Source organism: Reyranella sp. (assembly GCF_030651995.1).
Lineage (GTDB): Bacteria > Pseudomonadota > Alphaproteobacteria > Reyranellales > Reyranellaceae > Reyranella.
Window position 1 is genome coordinate 19,278 of the sequence record NZ_JAUSBN010000004.1, and the last position, 17,398, is coordinate 36,675.

The window sequence follows — 17,398 nt, forward strand, 5'->3', positions numbered from 1 at the left end:
ACTGGTGAATGACCACATGAGGCACCTTCCACATGACCGCCATTGCCACAGCGCTCGAATTCCTCTCACACTGGTTCCTGGACCACACGATGTGGGCCGTCCTGATCGTGGGGGTTGTCGTTGGCACCTTCGCTATAACGCTCCAAATGGATCACGACCAATGACGCCGGGCTTCGTACTGCCCATCAGGTCAGGTGTTCACCGATCGACCGGCTGAGCAGAAGGCTGATCGTCCACAACAGCAGGCTGGCGGCCGCCACGGTCAGCACGGCGATGAAGCGCCTGGGATGGGTCGACACCTGGGGCTCGGCCGGCTTGACGAATGCCGTCACGTAGAGCCGCTTCGCCGCAGCGTTGGCGCGGGCCTGCTCCAGGGACTGCATTGTCGACGTCAGCATGTTCTGCGCAAACAGGCGCTCGAGTTCCAACTGCTCGAATCGACCGACGATCTTCGAAATCGACGAGTCCCCCGACTGCTTGGCTTTGGAAATCTGCGCCTCGACCTCCTTCAACTGCTCCTCGGTCGCCTTGAGCTTCATCTGCTGCGTTTGAAACTGCTGTGAGTTCGTGTTGAGGCCCTGCTTCCTCAGCATTGCCATTTCGGTCTGAATCATGGCCATGGAACTGCGCAGTGTCGCTGCCACCGTGGCATTCGACGTCACCAGGTTGCTCATGGGATCGATCACGCCCGACTGATCCCGGAATGCCGCCAACTCCCCCAGGACGGACCTCAGCCGATCTTCGGCCCGTTTGACCTCGACCTCCGCATACTGAACGGCTTCGCGCTGCGGACGCTGCACAGTCTCGTTGATCAGGTCTTCTGCCAGCGACAACAGCGTCTTCGCGATCAAAAAAGCGTCCTCGGGCGTGAATGCCCGCACCTCTGCGGCCGACGACCCCTGAATGGTGTCGTACTCGACCTTGGTCATGATCTTCCAATACCTGGCGAAGCGCTCCAACGAAGCGTCGTCGGGCAAACGCGACCAGACGTCGATGAACGGCCGGGAATAGCGCGATGAAATGTCGATCCTGCTCTGAAGATCCTGCACCGCCTGACGGCTGAGCATGTACTCCACGACCATGTAATTCTCGATCGGGCTCGTCGAGGCGGTGACGCCGACCATCGCCGTCAGCGCATCGGAAGCCGACGACGTGCTGGTCATCGTGCTGATGTCCCGGACCGTGAATTTGAAGCTGGCCACGAATTGGTCGGTTGCGTAGGCGAAGTAGTAGACGCCGGCGATCAGCGTAGGCAGCACCACACAGAGCAGGAAGGAAACAATACCGCCCCACCGACGCTTCAAGGAGCGTCTCGGCAGTTCAGGCAATGGTATGTCGACCGTGGTGTCCACGGCATCGGCCCGGCCCGTTGGACCAACGGGCGGCGTCCGCGCCTCTTCGGGGCTCAGCAACCCGGCAGGAGCCCCATCCCGCCGGTCCACGCTTCCGGCGCCCGCCGACCGATCGTGGGCCCCGCCAGCAGGGGTCCCGCCCCTCTGCCTGACCTCCTGCTCCCCGCCATCAGAATTGATCGCCTCGAGCAGCGAAAGGTGCTTTCCGGATTTTGGGTTCGCCATCAAGCTCCCGACCGGTTGAAATGATGCGGCTATGTCCTTGTATAGACTAGAACATCCAGGACATCGTTAACAGCCAAAATGTTCTAGGGCATTGTGCATTTCCGGCCTGCTAGCCCCCCGCGAACTGCTGGAGAATCCGCAATTCCGACAAGGCCGCCTTTGTCACAGTGAATTCAGCGCTGGTCTCGAGGGCGGCTTGGCGCAATTCCGCACGGGCAGCGGGCGTCATCGTGATGAAGGTATCGATCGCCGACAAAACCTCCTGGTCGCTGCGCGTATCGACGACAAAGGCATTCCGGCCATGGACCGCGTACTCGCTGGTCCCGCCCAGCACGGGAACGATGGGAATGCATCCGCAAGCCATTCCCTCCAGACCGGTTCGCCCGAACGCCTGATAGTCGGACAGGTCGAGAAACAGGTCACTGGATCGAAGCAGGTCTGGCACCTGTGAGCGCTTCAGGACACCCCAGTTCTTGACGTTGGCCGGCAGCACGATGCCCGCAGCTTCGAGTTCCTCGTCCGAGGCGCCGAACACCTGCATGGACACGTCGCTGTACTTCCCGGCGATCGCCCGCATGATCCGCACCGTCCGCTTTGGCGCGCGCCGCGGGGTCGCCGGTCGCAGCATGGCCACGACCGAGAGAGGCGAGCCGGCGCGACGGAGATTTGGATAGTGAACCTCATGGTCGATCGACGGGATGACCTTGAGGACCTTGATGCCGTGATTGGCGTAGACGATGTCACACAGCCAGTTCGTCTTGGCGAACAACATGGCATCCTTCAACGCCGTGTAGGACTGGCCGGCCTTGACCCAACGCTCGCTGTTGGCAGGATAGAACAACGGCTCGTAATCCTGCACGTAATAGGCAAATTTGGGGGCCGCCTTGGGCTCGCCCTTCATCATCTCCGCACGCGCATTGGCGACATCGAATACCGATGCATTGGTCGTGGCGACTGCGATCTGGCACGAGGCCAAATGCTCGGCGAGCCCCGCACCATCGGCATAGGAGAGAACCGGGATCTTGAGTGCCTCGAGTTCGGGATAGCTTGCGAGAAACTTGCTGTAATTGGGCACGTTGACCGCCAACCGCACGTCGACACCCAACCTCGCCAGCCCCATGGCCTCCTGGGCGACGGAATTGGATCCACCTCCGCCGCCGCCGGAGGGCAGCACGAACATGATACTGACGGCTTCCATGGATGTTGCCCCGTCCCAGAAAACTCTATTGCCGCCTCAGCCTTGGCATCAGGTGACGGCCGTGCCGGTGGAAGCCAACCGCTCGTGCTTCCCGGCCGACGGCGCCGCCGCTTGCGGGGCTTCGCCGCGCAACCGCCGACGCAACCGCTTGCGCAGCTCCGTCAACGATGTCAGTTCCGCCATCTCGCGCTGAACCGCCTTCATATCGACCTCTGGATGCTTGAGCGCCAGCTGGGCTGTCCCCCGCTTGGAAAGTTCAGCCCGACGCGCACTTCCAAAGCTCGCGGATTTGACGTGGTAAACATAGACGTGGTCGGCGACGACCAGCGTGTAGCCAGCCTTCCTCACACGAAGGCACAAGTCGTTTTCCTCCCCATAGCCCATGGGGAACGCAACTTCGTCGAGGTATCCGACCTGCTCGATCACCTCTCGCCTCATGAGCGTACAAAAGCCATTGAGCAGGGTCGCTTCGGGAAACTGCCTGGGCGACAGGGTGTTGACCAGCCGCGACACATCCTCAGGCCGGACTCCCTCCGGCAACGGATTGCTGCTCCAACCGCCCTTCACGTCATGCAGGTCCGGCACCGATTGCCACGAGGCCGCATTCGAAACCGGTCCGATCATCGCCGCCTTGGGGTGGGCTTCGACGGCCTCGAACATTCCTTCCAGCCAGCCTGGCGTGACGATCGTGTCACTGTTCAGCAACACGACCCATTCGGCGGTGGAACGGCTCATGCCGATGTTCGCAGATTTCGTGTAACCGAGATTCGTCTCGTTCTCGATCAGTCGAATCCAGGGCTTGCCTCGTACATACGACCGCAGTTGCAGACGTGTCGTATCGCCCGACTTGTCGTCGATGATCGTGACCGTGTGCGGGACTGACGTATTCCGGGCGATCGACTCGAGGCAGTCCAGAGTCTCCTCGACGGCATTGTAAACGCAAATGACGATGTCGACCGAGTGCTTCGAGTCGGGCAACCATGCCCAGCTGGTCGCCCCGCCCTCTTCAGCGGCAGAACGAGGGGCCATTGCCTGGATGGGCTGCGTCGACTGCCAGTGCTCGAGGCCCTTCACGAGGGCCAGCTGCCCGGCAATGTTGGGGTCCTCCATCCTGACTTCATGAGACTGGGACCCGGCATTCTCCGCCACGGCTGTTCCGCTGCCCAGATAAACGTCGCCGATGGCAATATCGACAACGCCGGCGAACTCGAAGATCAACACAAGCCCGTGGCCGACGTCGCGCAACGTTTCCCTGGCTTTCGTCTCCAGAAGCTGGCGATGGTCGTTCCGAAGCGGCAGCGTATGGTACTCGCCGATACGACTGATCCTGACGTTCTTGCGGATCGTGAACAGGCGCTTGACGTCGAAGTCGGGCCTGTCAGGAGCAATCCGTCGACGCTCGGCGACGATGATCTGCTGGATGACAAGAGCTTCCCGCTTGCCGGCCGACCCTGCCGGCTCGGCCGCGCGCGCGCAGAAGCCGAGCTGGCGTGCCGACGCTGCCAGGATCTGGAGCGAGTCCAGCCCCGCCTCGAGACGCAAGTAGGGTCCCGCGATCTCGCCATGGAGCGCCAGGGCGAGAACGCTGGAATGGTCACGACCATCCCTCAATCCGCGCGGCGCGATTTCGGTGAGCCTCGCCTCGACGGCGGGGCACGGCGACTTGCACGCCAGGAGCCATTCATCCGTGATCTCGGTGCGCCGTGTCGCCAAGGCGAGCCTGAGCTTGCCCGACCAATGCTCGAAACGTCCGTTTACGACGGCGTTCGAGTCGAGCGGCACCTGGCGCGGCTTGAACTCCTCGGCGATCGCCTCGCCTGCGGCGCCGGCGGCGACAAAGGCCAACTGAACGGTGCTGCTCTGTCCGTCGCGAACGATCAGGGCCACTCCCTGCTGCCCCGCCTCGAGTTTCGCAGGCAGTCGCAGCCGTGCCGTGCGATAGAGCCACTTCGACCAAAGTATGACGGTTGTCCGCGCTCCCGGGATGATCTTGCCCGAGGAATTGGTGAGGGCAACCTCCACTTCCGTGCGGGCGTCAGCTCGCCCGACGACCACGACGTCCACGAATTGCTGCGCAGAAAATCCTTCGATCCGTTGGGCAATGGAAACAACGTGGTTTGCCGGCGACTTGCCGAAAACCACCGCCAGACTGGGCGTCGCAAACGGTCGCTCTCGCGTCGGTGACTCACGCCTGATCGTCACGCCAGGCGGTGCGGTCACGCTCCAGTGGGCCGGCCTGTTCTCCGTCCATTTCTCGAATCCCGCATTGAGCAGTACATTGGAGACGGCCGGGCTGACCGGCGACGACGGTGCAGCCGCAGGCTCGATCTTGACGCTCGTGACCTCGGTGGTGCTGGCGGATACGACCAGTGGCGGCTCGACAACCCCATGGCCCTCATCGTGCACTCCGTCGGTGCCAGCCGCCACGGGGGCGGTGCGACGGAAGCCCGTAACCAATTTCGCGGCGAAGCTCTTGGCCGAGGCCAGAACCCTGGTCGCAACAACAGGATCCTCGATGCGACAAAATTCGATTTCGACCGTGCCCGCACCGGAGAACCGCAGCGAGAGATAGCGTTGTCCCGGTGGAGACGTGCCACTTGGCCGCAGCGGGACAGAGAACTCGTGCCAGTCACGGTTCAAAGGAACGGCACCGATCAATCGGCGGTCCACTTTCCGCTGCTCGTCATTGCCATTGAACAAGGCAATCGAATCCAGCTGCAGTTTCGCGCCGTCGCCCTGCACTCCCCTCAGGCGAACCCTTACGACTTTGCTGCCGCCCTCTATCGCTCCTTGGTCCAATGGATGCCAAAATCGCACTTGCTCGGGCGGCGTGGTGAGCAGCAACCGAACGCCCCTCTCCGATCGCGGCTCCAGAGGCTCGAGTGCAATCTGCATCGGCTGACCGCGGCTCACATGCGTTAGGAACCACTCCCTGCAGAAGCGGAACCCGCTTCTCGGGTTCACAACGCTTGCAGATACCCAGTTCTCGAACGTCGAGTTGAAAAGATGCCCGCCGCCGGCGTCGCCCAGCATTCTTTGCCCCGCAGTTCCTAGCGATACCTAGACTTTTAGCAATATGCGTACCGGCACAAAAGGCGGCTAAAGCCGCCGACCACCGGCTGCCATTCCGGCCTTGGCGGGCTACAGCCGTCTATCGCTTGTGAAGCTATTATACACGGACATCAGGTACTGACCATAGCGGCTCTTCCCTGCGGAAGCCGCCAGCTTGAGAAACGCCTCGAGCGAAATGTAACCCAATCGCAGGGCAATCTCTTCCGGACAGGAAACCCGCAGTCCCTGACGCTGCTCGAGAATCTGCACGAACTGGCTGGCTTCCGTCAGTGCTTCGTGGGTGCCGGTATCGAGCCAGGCGAACCCCCGCCCCAGAACCTCGACGAAGAGCTCGCCCCGCTCCATGTAGGCACGGTTGACATCGGTAATCTCGATTTCGCCCCGCGGCGAGGGCTTCAACCTCGCGGCAATATCGATCACACGATTGTCATAGAAGTACAGACCGGTCACCGCGGCATTCGACTTGGGATGGGCGGGCTTCTCCTCGATCGAAATCGCCTGCCCGCGCGCGTCGAGTTCGACGACGCCATACCGTTCGGGATCGGCAACGACATAGGCAAAGACCGTGGCGCCCACCTCTCGCGCCACTGCGCCAGCCAGCGCTTCCGGCAAGCCGTGACCGTAGAAAATATTGTCGCCGAGGATCAGGGCAACGCGATCCGATCCGATGAAGTCACGCCCGACGATGAAGGCGTCAGCGAGACCGCGCGGCGTCTCCTGGACCGCATATTCGAGGCGCAGCCCCCATTGGCTTCCATCGCCCAACAACCTCTGGAAGAGCGGCATATCGAGCGGCGTCGAGATTATGAGGATTTCCCGAATCCCCGCGAACATCAGCGTCGAAAGCGGGTAATACAGCATCGGTTTGTCGAAGACGGGCAATAGCTGCTTCGAGACCACCGCCGTCACAGGATAGAGGCGGCTGCCTGTGCCGCCCGCCAGAATAATGCCTTTCATCCAGTGCCCCGCGCTGCCAGTTCGTCGCCTTGCCATTAGACCAGAATCGTTCCTATAAAAAGGACGTTACGTGTTGGGAGCAGTTGCGGCATGCGGACAATCGAGGCGCCATTGCCAGGAGTGATTGTCTTCGAGCCTCGCCGGTTCGGCGATGCCCGTGGCTTCTTCGTCGAGACATTCCAGGCCGAGCGTTACGCGGCGGCAGGCGTTCCCGGCCCGTTCGTGCAGGACAATCTGTCGAGATCGACTCGCAACGTGTTGCGCGGCCTGCATCTGCAGAATCCCCGCTCTCAGGGCAAACTCGTGAGCGTTCTGCGAGGTGCGGTGCTCGATGTCGCGGTGGATGTCCGGGTCGGCAGCCCGGCCTTCGGCAAGTATTTCGCGATGGAACTCAGCGAGGAGAACGGCCGGCAGATGTTCGTACCACGAGGCTTCGCGCACGGGTTCGTCGTCCTGTCGGAAACGGCTGATTTCTTCTACAAGTGCGACGGTCCCTACAGCCCGACTGACGAGATCACCGTGCGGTGGTGCGATCCGGCGCTCGGCATCGATTGGCGTGTCGACACCCCCCAGGTGTCGGCCAAGGACGCAGCCGCTCCCCTGCTCTCGGAGATACCGAACCTTCCCCGGTACGAGGGCTGACGTTGCGTATTCTCGTTACCGGCGTGACGGGTCAGGTCGGATCGGCACTGGCAACGAAGCTGGCGGCCTTCGGAACCGTGGTGCCCGCCGACCGCTCGGTTCTCGACCTGACACGACCGCAGGATATCGCATCGCGTCTCGACGAGATTGCGGCGGACGTCATCGTGAATCCGGCCGCCTACACGGCGGTCGATCGTGCCGAAGACGAACGCGATCTCGCCTTCCTCGTGAACGCCGAAGCCCCGCGAGCCCTGGCGCAATGGTCGGCCCGGCGAGGGGTCCCGCTGCTGCACTTCTCGACCGACTATGTCTACAGCGGCCGCGGAAGCACCCCTTGGAAGGAAAGCGACGAGACCGGCCCGCTTTCGGTTTACGGCGCCAGCAAACTGGCTGGCGAGGCCGCCATCCGCGAAGTTGCCGGCCCCCATCTCATCGCCCGGACATCGTGGGTTTATGCCCCGACGGGCAGCAACTTCCTGCGCACCATCGTGCGACTGGCCCGGGAACGCGAGGAACTGCGCATCGTCGCGGATCAGATCGGAGCCCCGACGTCGACCGCCATCATTGCGGATGCGCTGGCGGCCTTCTGCGCGTCGCCAGGGGGGCTTGCTTCGGTCATCGAACGCACGGACGGCCTCGTCCACGTCGCCGCCGCGGGCAGCACCAGCTGGCATGGCTTCGCAACGTCCATCGTAGAAGGCCTGCGGGCGCGAGGCGTTCCATTGAAAGTGGAACGGGTCACAGCGATCGGCACGGCCGACTTTCCCACCAAGGCGCAGCGTCCGATCAATTCGCGCCTCGACTTGTCAAAGCTGTCGCAGGTCCTGGGGCGCTCGACGCCGGACTGGTCGGTCGGCCTCACCACCGTGCTGGACGATCTCGCTGCTTCAGGCGTCTAGCGCCTGATCTGATCGCTCGGAACGATCACGGTATAAACGACGGTATGCTTCGTGCCTAAAGTCTGCTTCGTGCCGATCTGGTATCCGCTGGAACAGTACGCCACCTCCCGCCTGAGGGCGAAGAGCGTGGTCGACCTGATGCGTCACGACCCGCGCTGGGAGGTCGAACTGGACTACAGGGACGATGCCGACATTGCAGTCATCGTCCAGCTCTGCAGCGACCGGACGCTCGAGGAGATCAACAGGAATCGCGACCAGGTGGTAGTCTATGACATCTGTGATCGGTTCTTCGCGACGGACAGCATCTTCAGGACCGACGAAGGTGTTCTGCATTCGCAAAGCCGCTGCCTTGAAGTCATCGATCGCGCCGATGTGCTGATCGTCCCGACTCCACATTTGAAAGCCGAGCTCAACAGATTGTTCCCTGCGAAGCCGTGCGTGCACCTGCCCGAACTCGTCGACTACGGCGCGACGCCAGGTCCTGCGAGCCCGGCTGATTCCCGACGCTTCGTCTGGTTCGGCCATACAACGCGCGGCAACTTCGAGAGCGTGCGCTGGATGATCGATCACCTCAGGTCGGCGCACGGCTATCAGCCGGTCCTCGTCACCAACCCGTCCACGCTCCGCCGCCGCTATCCGGCCTATGCCGATTTCTGCACAGAGTGGTCCGGCGATACCGTCAGGTCGGAACTGGCCGCCGCGGCGCTTTGCATCGTGTCACACTCTCCAGCGGAGCCCTTCAAGAGCCCCAATCGCTTTGCGACGGCGATGACGCAGGGCGTCCCCACCCTGGCAAGCGGATCGCCGGCCTGTGACGAGATTCTCGTGGCGGCCGGGTATCCTCAATTTTCCGTAAGCACCACGCTCGACGTGGATCGTGCCCTCGAGTTCATCGCCGATCCCGCGCGGCGCAACCTCTATGTGGCGGACGTGCAACGGGAGATATGGCGACGACATGCTCCCGAGGTCGTGCGCGACGCCTATGTCGGGCTCTTCGAACGAATCCTGCCCGACAGCGACAACTACTGATCGCCTGCCGACCTCGCAGTCATCTCTCCCGGTCGAGAAACCATTGCCATGTTGCCTGCAGACCCGCTTCCAGTCCGGTTTTCGGCGAGTATCGAAAAGCTCTAGCGGCCTTGGCGATGCTTGTATGGGTTCGCCGGACTTCGCCCGCACGCCAGGGGGCATAGCGTACCTCGAGAGGCCAGTCGGGCCCGATGACACGGCCAACCTTCTCCAACAGCTCCGTGAGGGACGTCGGGCTTCCCGAACCGAGGTGGAAAATACCGGAAGCTTTCACGTCCATTGCCTCGACTATGCCGTCGCACAGGTCGTCAACGAAAACGAAGTCCCGAGCCTGACTTCCATCGCCGTAGATGGTGATCGGCTCGCCGGCCAGGATCTGACGGAACAGATGGGCGATGATGCTGCCTTTGCGCGTCGAATAGGGCCCATAGACGTTGGCGAACCGCATCACGGCCGACGGCAAACCATAGGACCCGGCGAAGGCGTGCGCATAGCCTTCCATCGCCAGCTTCGAGGCGCCATAGGGAGAAGACGGCATGGGCAGCATGTCCTCATGAATGGGACCGGCTGCATCGCCGAACATGGCGCCCCCCGTCGAAGCCAGCACGACATGCTCGATGCCGGCTTCCCGGGCGGCCAGCAGCACGTTCAGTGTCCCCCGCGCGTTTACCTCGAAACCAAGAACGGGATCCTGGATTGATTCAACCACGCGCGTCTGGCCAGCGAGATGAACGATCGCGGTACAGCCACTGGCCGCACGCCTCACCGCGGCCATGTCTCGGATATCGCCATCCTGATCGACGATGGTGGCGTCTGCCGGCAGTCCGGGCACCGTCATCGATCCGTTGTCCAATACGACGAGTTCCGTCTCCGGGCTCTTGTCCCTGATCCGGCGAATCAAATTGGTTCCGATGAAGCCACGCCCACCGGTAATCAGGATCTTCTGTCTAGCCACGCGATGAACCGCTGCCCAAATCAGCGCTTCTATTCGGCAGCGATCGTGTCGAAATGCTCGCGTGCAATGCGCGCGCGCTCCGACGTCCAGTATGAGGCGCAAGGTATCTTCGAGAAATCCGCACGGTCGCGATAGAGGCGCGCGATTGCCGAGATTTCCTCGAGCAAGCCCCGCTCCAAAGTCGTCGAAGAGACCCCCAGGGCGTGGAAATTCGGGTTCGAGACTTGAAGCTCGTTCTCCTCGAGCTCGTTGCGCGGATTGGGTATGTTCTCGATGGCAGCGCCGGTCAGTCTCTGCACGATCGCCGCAAGGTCGCGAATTCGATGCGTCTCGGTCATCTGATTGATGATGCGGACGCGATCACCGGCCGCCGGCGGGGATTCGATGGCCCGGCGGACACAATTCACCGTATCGCGAATATGAATGAAGGCCCTGGTTTGCCCGCCCGTCCCGTGCACGGTCAGGGGATAGCCCACCGCCGCCTGCATCAGGAATCGGTTGAGGACCGTCCCGTAATCGCCATCGTAGTCGAACCGGTTGATGAGTCTCTCGTCGAGCACCGTCTCGGGAGTCTGTGTCCCCCATACGATGCCCTGATGCAGATCGGTGATCTTCAGCTTGTCGTTCTTGGCGTAGAACTGGAAGAACAGAGCGTCCTGCGTCTTGGTCATGTGGTAGATGCTGCCGGGATCCGGCGGATAGCCCTTGTGGACGCCTCGGAAGCTCACCACGTCCTCGCCCGAGCGCGGCGGCGCGCGGAACTCGAACCGCACCGACTGGCGGCGCCGCGGCGGCTCGACCTTCTCGATCTTGTCGAGCTTCTTCACCCGGCTCTGCACCTGGGCGGCGTGGGAGGCGCGCGCCTTGAAGCGCTCGATGAACTTCATTTCCTTGGCCAGCATCGCCTGCTGGCGCTCGAACTGCGCCTGGCGCTGCTTCTCGGAGAGCGCGCGCTGGACCTCGTAGAAATCGAAGTTGCCCGAATAGGTGATGAGCGTGCCGCCGTCGATCTCGATGATCTTGCCGACGATGCGGTTCATGAACTCGCGATCGTGGCTGGTCATCAGCAGCGCCCCCTCGTAGTTCTTGAGGAAGGCCTCCAGCCAGATCAGGCTTTCGAGATCGAGATGGTTGGAGGGCTCGTCGAGCAGCATGCCGTCGGGCCGCATCAGCAGGATGCGGGCCAGCGCCACCCGCATCTTCCAGCCGCCGGACAACAGCCCGACATCGCCGTCCATCCGCTCCTGGCTGAACGACAGCCCCGCCAGCACCTCGCGCGCCCGCGCGTCGAGCGCATAGCCGTCCAGCTCCTCGAAGCGCCCCTGCACCTCGCCGTAGCGCTCGATCAGGGCGTCCATGTTGTCGGCCTGCTCGGGATCGGCCATCGCCGCCTCGACCTGGGCGATCTCGACCGCCAGCGCGCTCACCGGCCCGACCCCGTCCATGACCGCGGCGACGGCGCTCATGCCCGACATTTCACCGACGTCCTGGCTGAAATAGCCGATGGTCATGCCGGCATCGATCGTCACCTGGCCGTCATCGGGCTGTTCCTGCCCCGAGATCATCCGGAACAGCGTCGTCTTGCCGGCGCCGTTGGGCCCCACCAGCCCCGCCTTCTCCCCCTTCTGGAGGCCCATCGACGCGTCGATGAACAGGATCTGGTGGCCGTTCTGCTTGCTGATGTTGTCGAGGCGAATCATGGGGACCGGGGGTGCGCGGGAGGGAGCCGGCGGTAGTATCGGTGGGAATGCCGTCGGTCCAGATGACGGTAGCGCGCAGAGAGCCGAGAACGTCCGTGGCGGCTCTGGAATCAGCCGCTCATCCACGCTACATGACCATCTAGATGGTCAGGAGCAGGTCATGGATACCATCACGCTCGCCGAAGCCAAGGCCCACCTGAGCGAACTGGTCGACCGGGTCGAGGCCGGGGACTCGATCGACATCACCCGCCGGGGCAAGCCGGTCGCGCGGCTGACCGCACCCGAGAGGCCGCGCAAGCGGGTCGACGCGGCGCTGCTCCAGGCCCTCACCGCGACCTTGCCCCCGCAGGGGCAGGATGCCGCGAACCTCGTGTCGGCGATGCGGGAGGGCGACCGCTACTGATGCTCTATCTCGACACCTCCCTGATCGTCGCCGCGCTTTCCAACGAGGCCATGACCGCGCGGACGCAGGCCTGGCTGGCACAGCAGGACCCTGCGCAGCTTCTGATCAGCGACTGGACGCTGACCGAGATGTCCTCCGCGATGGCCATCAAGGTGCGGACCGGACAGATCGATCTGGCCCAGCGGGCCACCGTGCTCGCCCTGTTCAACAAGCTCGTTGCCGAGAGCTTCACCGTTCTGCCGGTCACGAGCGCGCATTTCCGGACGGCGGCGAAATTCGTCGACCAGCAGGCGCTCGGGCTGCGCGCCGGCGGTGCCCTGCACCTCGCGACGGCATCGGCGCAAGGCGCCACGGTGCAGACGCTCGATCAGCGACTTGCGACGGCGGGCCCGGCTCTCGGTGTTCCCACGCAGCTGCTGCAGTAAGGACGCTCGTCACCAACGGGGCCTCGCGCTCGAAGACTGGACCCGGGACTGAATTCTTTATGACGTGATCGACCGTCGAAGATCGTTAGGGGGAATCGCCTATTGGATCCCGTCGTCTCGACCGGAGCGCGCAGCGCGGAGTGGAGAGACCTTTTTTTCACCAAAGGTCGTCAAACCGAGGAAAAGAGGTCCCTCCACTTCGCTTCGCTCCGGTCGGGACGACGGGTCGCCCGGAAAGATCCTAAGACACCCGCCCCGCCGCCGGCGCCTTGCGCCTCAGCTCGCCCTTGCAGCGGTCGGAGCAGGTCTTCACCTGGTCCCAGTCGCGCGCCCACTTTTTGCGCCAGGCGAAGGGTCGGCCGCAGGCGGCGCAGATTTTCTGCGGCAAGGTCGACTTGGTGTAGCGCTTCGCGGTCACAGGCCGGCCAGGAAGGCGGCGGCGCTGTCGGCGATGCGCTGTTGCTCCTCGGCCGGAAACTTGTCGTAGGTGCGAACCATCTGCGCCATGCGGGGGTTGCTGCCGATCTTCGCCCGATGGCGCGAGACGAAATCCCAATAGAGCGCGTTGAAGGGGCAGGCCTCTGGCCCGGTCCGCTGCTTCACGTCGTAGGGACAGCCGCCGCAATAGTCGGACATGCGGTTGATGTAGGCGCCGCTCGCCGCATAGGGCTTGGAGGCGAGCAGGCCGCCATCGGCGAACTGGCTCATACCCACCGTGTTCGGCAGCTCGACCCACTCGTAGGCGTCGGCATAGACCGTCAGATACCATTCGTGCAGCGCGTGCGGATCGATCCCGGCCAGCAGCGCGAAGTTGCCGGTGATCATCAGCCGCTGGATGTGATGGGCATAGGCGTGCTCGCGCGTCTGGCTCACCGCCGCGCGCAGGCATTCCATCGGGGTCTCGCCCGTCCAGTAGAAGTCAGGCAGCTTACGCGCATGGCCGAAGAAGTTGCTGCGCTCATAGCCCGGCATCTTCAGCCAGTAGATCCCGCGGACATATTCGCGCCAGCCGATGATCTGCCGGATGAACCCTTCCGCCGCGTTCAGCGGCACCCGGCCCGCCCGCCACTCGCTCTCGACCCGGCGGCAGACGCGCAGCGGATCGAGCAGGCCGCAGTTGAGATACTGCGACATGACGGCGTGATAGAGGAACGGCTCGCCCGTCAGCATCGCGTCCTGGTAGTCGCCGAACTTCGGCAGCGCGCGCGCCACGAAGGCGTCGAACGCCGCCTCGGCATCGCTTCGGGTGACGGCAAAGCCGAACGGCGCGAGATCGCCGAAATGATCGCCGAACCGCGCCTCGACCAGCGCCAGCACCTGCTGCGTGACGGGATCGGGCTCGAACACGGGCGGCCGCGGCATGAAGAGATCGGCCTTGGCGGGCTTGCGGTTCTCCGCATCGAAGTTCCAGCGCCCTCCGGCGGGCGCGTCGCCGTCCATCAGCAGCCCGCTGCGCCGCCGCATCTCGCGATAGAAATACTCCATGCGCAGCTGCTTGCGTCCCGCCGCCCAGCGCGCGAAGTCGGCGGACGAACACAGGAAGCGCTCGTCCGGCAGGATGTCCACCGGCCGCGAGAACCGCTCGGCCCAGGAGGCCTGCATCTGCCGGACCCGCCACTCCCCCGCCTCGGTGACGACCACGCGCTCGGGCCGGTGACGTGCGATGGCCTCGCCCAGCTGCGCGGTGAAGGAGCCGCGATTGTCGGGCGCATCAAGCGTCACGTACTCGACCGTCCAGCCGAGCCCGCGCAGCTCCGCCGCGAAGTGGCGCATGGCGGAGAACAGGAAGGCAATCTTCTTCTTGTGATGGCGCACATAGCGCGCCTCGTCCCCAAGCTCTGCCATGAGCACGAGGTCCCGCGCCGGATCGCCGCCCGCGAGGCTGGTGATCGAGGGCGTCAGCTGGTCGCCGAGGACGAGGATGAGGTTGCGGATGGGCGCCATCGACATGCAGGCAGATACGGGCGAGGCCCCTGCCCGGTTCAGTGCGGGGTCAGGAGAAGCCGGACGAGAGGATTGGGGAACCGCCGCGCCATGGTGACGGCGTAGAAGGTCTCGACGATCCCCGCCAATTGTTCGCCTTCCACCAGCACGCCGGCCGCGATCTCGTCCTTGACCACGATCGGGGGCAGCACCGCGAGGCCGATATCCTCGCGGGCGAGAAGACGCATCATCGCCATGTCCTCGACTTCCGCGACGATCTGCGGCCGGACCCCCAGGCGATCCGCCAGCGCGTCGAAGCCGGTGCGCACGCTGCTGTCCACGGTCGGCAGGATGATCGGATGTTTGTGCAGTCGTTCCGCCAGACCGGCCGCGGACCGCATGCGATCCGGCGTGCCCACCAGGCTGACCGGACGCTCGGCCAGGCGATGGGTGACCAGCGGAGTGAGCGCGTCGCCCGCTGGCGCCCGGTTGAGTAGCACGACGTCGAGATTGAGCGCCTCGAGCGCGCGCAGCAGCTCGGCCGCGCCGCCGGAGCGCAGGATCAGGTCGATGTCGGTGCGGCCGAGAACCGGGCGCAGGAACTCCATCTGGAAGTTGCGCGACAGGGTGGCGAGCGAGCCGACGCGCAGCGCCTGTCGCGCGACACCCGTCTGGCGCAGCGTGCCTAAAAGTTCCTCGCCGGTGGCGAAGATCGCATCGGCATGGTCGAGCACGATCTGTCCCGCCTCGGTGAGATGCAGCTGCCGCCCGCGCCGCTCGAACAGCGCATGCCCGAGACGCTCCTCGAGCTTGCGGATCTGCACCGAGAGCGCCGACTGCGTGAGGTTCAGCCGCTCGGCGGTACGGGTGAGGTTGCCGTCATGGGCGACCGCCCAGAAGTACCGAAGGTGGTTGTAGTTCAGCGACTGCATGACGTTCGATTTTATCGAACGATTTAACTCATACAATGCATTTTATTGAACCATCGGGGAGAGCCATAAGGCGGGCGCACGCCCTCTCCGACCTCTGGTGACCCCTTGTCGTACGCCCTGCTGCCGCTCGCCGCGCCCCTCCTGCTGCTCGTTGCCGCCCTCCTCGGGTTCGTCCGACCGGGCCAGCGGCCGCGCCTGGTGCCGGTCTTTGCTGTCGGCGCGGCGCTCGGGGCGCTGCTGATCGCGATCCTGTCCCTCGCGCTCCTGATCGTACGCGGCGCCGGCACCAGCGCGCTCATCGGATTTGGCGGCATCGGCCTGTCGGTCCGGCTCGACGCGGTGAGCGCCACCATGCTCCTCCTGGTCGCCTTCGTCGGCTGGATCGTCGTGCGCTACGCCCGCACCTACCTCGATGGCGAGGCGCGGCAGGGCTACTTCCTCGGCTGGCTCTGCGCGGCGCTCGCTGCGGTCCTCCTCCTCGTCCAGGCCGGCAATCTCGTGCAACTGGTCGGTGCCTGGATCGCGACCGCGGTCGCGCTGCACCGCCTGCTCCTGTTCTACCCGGAGCGCGCGGCGGCCCGGCGCGCGGCGCGCAAGAAGGCCCTGTTCTCGATGATCGGCGCCGCCGCCCTGATCCTGGCGTCCGTCCTCGTCTGGGCGAGCTTCGGTACGAGCGACATCGCCAACATCAACGCGATGGCCCGGAGCGGCGACGCGACCTGGGCCGGCATCGTCGCGGCCGCCCTGCTGGCGCTCGCCGCGGTGCTGAAATCGGCGCAGTTTCCGACCCACGGCTGGCTCACCGAGGTCATGGAGGCGCCGACGCCGGTCTCGGCCCTGCTGCATGCCGGCGTGATCAATGCCGGCGGCTTCCTGCTGATCCGCTTCGCCGACCTGATGCTGTCCGCCCCCGGCGTGCTCGCGGTGCTGGCGATGGTCGGCGGCTTCACGGCGCTGTTCGGGGCCCTCGTCATGCTGACCCAGCCCGCGGTCAAGACCTCGCTCGCCTGGTCGACGGTGGCGCAGATGGGCTTCATGGTGCTGCAGTGCGGGCTCGCGCTGTTCCCACTGGCGCTGCTCCACATCGTCGCCCACTCGCTCTACAAGGCGCACGCCTTCCTGGCCTCCGGCGGCGCCGTCGAGCAGGTGGCGGCCATTCGCCGGCCGGGACCGGTCGCGGTTCCCAACGGGCTTGCCGTGGGCCGCGCCTTCCTGATCGCGCTGGCGATCTATGCCGCCATCGGCACCGCGTTCAGCCTCGCCTTCGGCTTCGACCACAAGTCACCGCAGGCGCTGGCGCTGGGCACCATCCTGATCTTCGGCGTCGCCTACCTGCTGGCCCAGGGGCTGGCCGATGCCGCGCCGCGTGAACTGACCCGCCGGACCGCGCTCTACGCCAGCGCCGCCGCGATCGGATACTTCGCGCTCCATTCCGCGGCCGAATGGCTGACCGCCGGCGTACTGCCGGCGACGCCGGCACCCGGCCGTCTCGAATGGACCCTGATGGCGCTCGCGGTGCTGACCTTCGGGCTGGTCGCCGTCGCCCAGGCGCTCTTCCCGCTGTGGGCGACGCACCCCGCCGCCACCGGCCTGCGCGTCCACCTCTCCAACGGCCTCTACGTCAACGCCACGATCGACCGGCTGCTCGGCGGCTGGTCGGTGTCGAAGGCGCCGTGATCCCCCGAC

At 64.4% G+C, this 17,398-nt stretch carries 14 protein-coding genes and 2 pseudogenes; 6 read left to right on the forward strand and 10 right to left on the reverse strand.

Annotation, left to right across the window (positions count from 1 at the left end; all coding sequences use genetic code 11):
• Nucleotides 1-185: 185 nt before the first annotated feature.
• From Q7V45_RS00345 to rfbA, 4 genes are all read right to left on the reverse strand, one after another.
• Nucleotides 186-1,577: a hypothetical protein gene (locus Q7V45_RS00345; RefSeq protein WP_304845157.1), complete on the reverse strand. Its 1,392-nt coding sequence runs from the start codon at nucleotides 1,575-1,577 to the stop codon at nucleotides 186-188.
• Nucleotides 1,578-1,686: 109 nt separating this feature from the next.
• Nucleotides 1,687-2,775 carry a glycosyltransferase family 4 protein gene (locus Q7V45_RS00350; RefSeq protein ID WP_304845160.1) on the reverse strand — a complete coding sequence of 363 codons (1,089 nt, stop codon included), beginning with the start codon at nucleotides 2,773-2,775 and terminating at the stop codon, nucleotides 1,687-1,689.
• Between the two features lie 48 nt (nucleotides 2,776-2,823).
• Complete coding sequence (locus tag Q7V45_RS00355) at nucleotides 2,824-5,808, reverse strand: glycosyltransferase family 2 protein (RefSeq protein ID WP_304845163.1); 2,985 nt, start codon at nucleotides 5,806-5,808, stop codon at nucleotides 2,824-2,826.
• Nucleotides 5,809-5,916: 108 nt separating this feature from the next.
• Nucleotides 5,917-6,804: a glucose-1-phosphate thymidylyltransferase RfbA gene (rfbA, locus tag Q7V45_RS00360; protein ID WP_304845166.1), complete on the reverse strand. Its 888-nt coding sequence runs from the start codon at nucleotides 6,802-6,804 to the stop codon at nucleotides 5,917-5,919.
• Nucleotides 6,805-6,894: 90 nt separating this feature from the next.
• Here rfbA and rfbC point away from each other — a divergent pair, with 90 nt between their 5' ends.
• From rfbC to Q7V45_RS00375, 3 genes are all read left to right on the forward strand, one after another.
• Entirely contained in the window at nucleotides 6,895-7,446 is a 552-nt protein-coding gene (rfbC, locus tag Q7V45_RS00365; protein WP_304845169.1) for a dTDP-4-dehydrorhamnose 3,5-epimerase, read from the forward strand.
• Between the two features lie 2 nt (nucleotides 7,447-7,448).
• The gene (gene rfbD, locus Q7V45_RS00370) at nucleotides 7,449-8,345 is read left to right on the forward strand and encodes a dTDP-4-dehydrorhamnose reductase (protein ID WP_304845172.1); all 897 of its coding nucleotides are present in this window, start codon (nucleotides 7,449-7,451) and stop codon (nucleotides 8,343-8,345) included.
• Between the two features lie 69 nt (nucleotides 8,346-8,414).
• Nucleotides 8,415-9,374, forward strand: coding sequence for a hypothetical protein (locus Q7V45_RS00375; protein ID WP_304845174.1), 960 nt, complete (start codon nucleotides 8,415-8,417; stop codon nucleotides 9,372-9,374).
• 19 nt (nucleotides 9,375-9,393) lie between these two features.
• Here Q7V45_RS00375 and Q7V45_RS00380 read toward each other — a convergent pair whose 3' ends face one another.
• The 3 genes and pseudogenes from Q7V45_RS00380 to Q7V45_RS26995 all read right to left on the reverse strand — a co-directional run.
• Nucleotides 9,394-10,329, reverse strand: coding sequence for an NAD-dependent epimerase/dehydratase family protein (locus tag Q7V45_RS00380; protein ID WP_304845177.1), 936 nt, complete (start codon nucleotides 10,327-10,329; stop codon nucleotides 9,394-9,396).
• A gap of 29 nt (nucleotides 10,330-10,358) precedes the next feature.
• Nucleotides 10,359-11,030 (reverse strand): annotated as a pseudogene (locus Q7V45_RS26990) (NAD-dependent epimerase/dehydratase family protein); the annotation flags it as partial.
• Nucleotides 11,028-12,029, reverse strand: a pseudogene (locus Q7V45_RS26995) (ABC-F family ATP-binding cassette domain-containing protein); the annotation flags it as partial. The pseudogenes Q7V45_RS26995 and Q7V45_RS26990, both read right to left, overlap by 3 nt.
• 160 nt (nucleotides 12,030-12,189) lie before the next feature.
• Here Q7V45_RS26995 and Q7V45_RS00390 point away from each other — a divergent pair.
• Nucleotides 12,190-12,432, forward strand: coding sequence for a type II toxin-antitoxin system Phd/YefM family antitoxin (locus Q7V45_RS00390; RefSeq protein ID WP_304845183.1), 243 nt, complete (start codon nucleotides 12,190-12,192; stop codon nucleotides 12,430-12,432).
• Nucleotides 12,432-12,857 carry a type II toxin-antitoxin system VapC family toxin gene (locus tag Q7V45_RS00395; protein ID WP_304845187.1) on the forward strand — a complete coding sequence of 142 codons (426 nt, stop codon included), beginning with the start codon at nucleotides 12,432-12,434 and terminating at the stop codon, nucleotides 12,855-12,857. Before Q7V45_RS00390 ends, Q7V45_RS00395 begins: the two co-directional genes overlap by 1 nt.
• A 241-nt stretch (nucleotides 12,858-13,098) precedes the next feature.
• Here the strand turns inward: Q7V45_RS00395 and Q7V45_RS00400 are convergent, their stop codons facing one another.
• Genes Q7V45_RS00400 through Q7V45_RS00410 form a run of 3 tightly spaced genes read right to left on the reverse strand, consistent with a single transcriptional unit; the run spans nucleotide 13,099 to nucleotide 15,712 of the window.
• Nucleotides 13,099-13,275 carry a DUF2256 domain-containing protein gene (locus tag Q7V45_RS00400; protein ID WP_304845190.1) on the reverse strand — a complete coding sequence of 59 codons (177 nt, stop codon included), beginning with the start codon at nucleotides 13,273-13,275 and terminating at the stop codon, nucleotides 13,099-13,101.
• Nucleotides 13,272-14,807, reverse strand: a complete 1,536-nt coding sequence (locus Q7V45_RS00405) for a cryptochrome/photolyase family protein (RefSeq protein WP_304845193.1) — start codon at nucleotides 14,805-14,807, stop codon at nucleotides 13,272-13,274. Before Q7V45_RS00405 ends, Q7V45_RS00400 begins: the two co-directional genes overlap by 4 nt.
• Nucleotides 14,808-14,839: 32 nt before the next feature.
• The gene (locus Q7V45_RS00410) at nucleotides 14,840-15,712 is read right to left on the reverse strand and encodes a LysR family transcriptional regulator (protein WP_304845196.1); all 873 of its coding nucleotides are present in this window, start codon (nucleotides 15,710-15,712) and stop codon (nucleotides 14,840-14,842) included.
• 105 nt (nucleotides 15,713-15,817) lie between these two features.
• Here Q7V45_RS00410 and Q7V45_RS00415 point away from each other — a divergent pair, with 105 nt between their 5' ends.
• Nucleotides 15,818-17,389: a proton-conducting transporter membrane subunit gene (locus Q7V45_RS00415; protein WP_304845199.1), complete on the forward strand. Its 1,572-nt coding sequence runs from the start codon at nucleotides 15,818-15,820 to the stop codon at nucleotides 17,387-17,389.
• Nucleotides 17,390-17,398 lie beyond the last annotated feature (9 nt).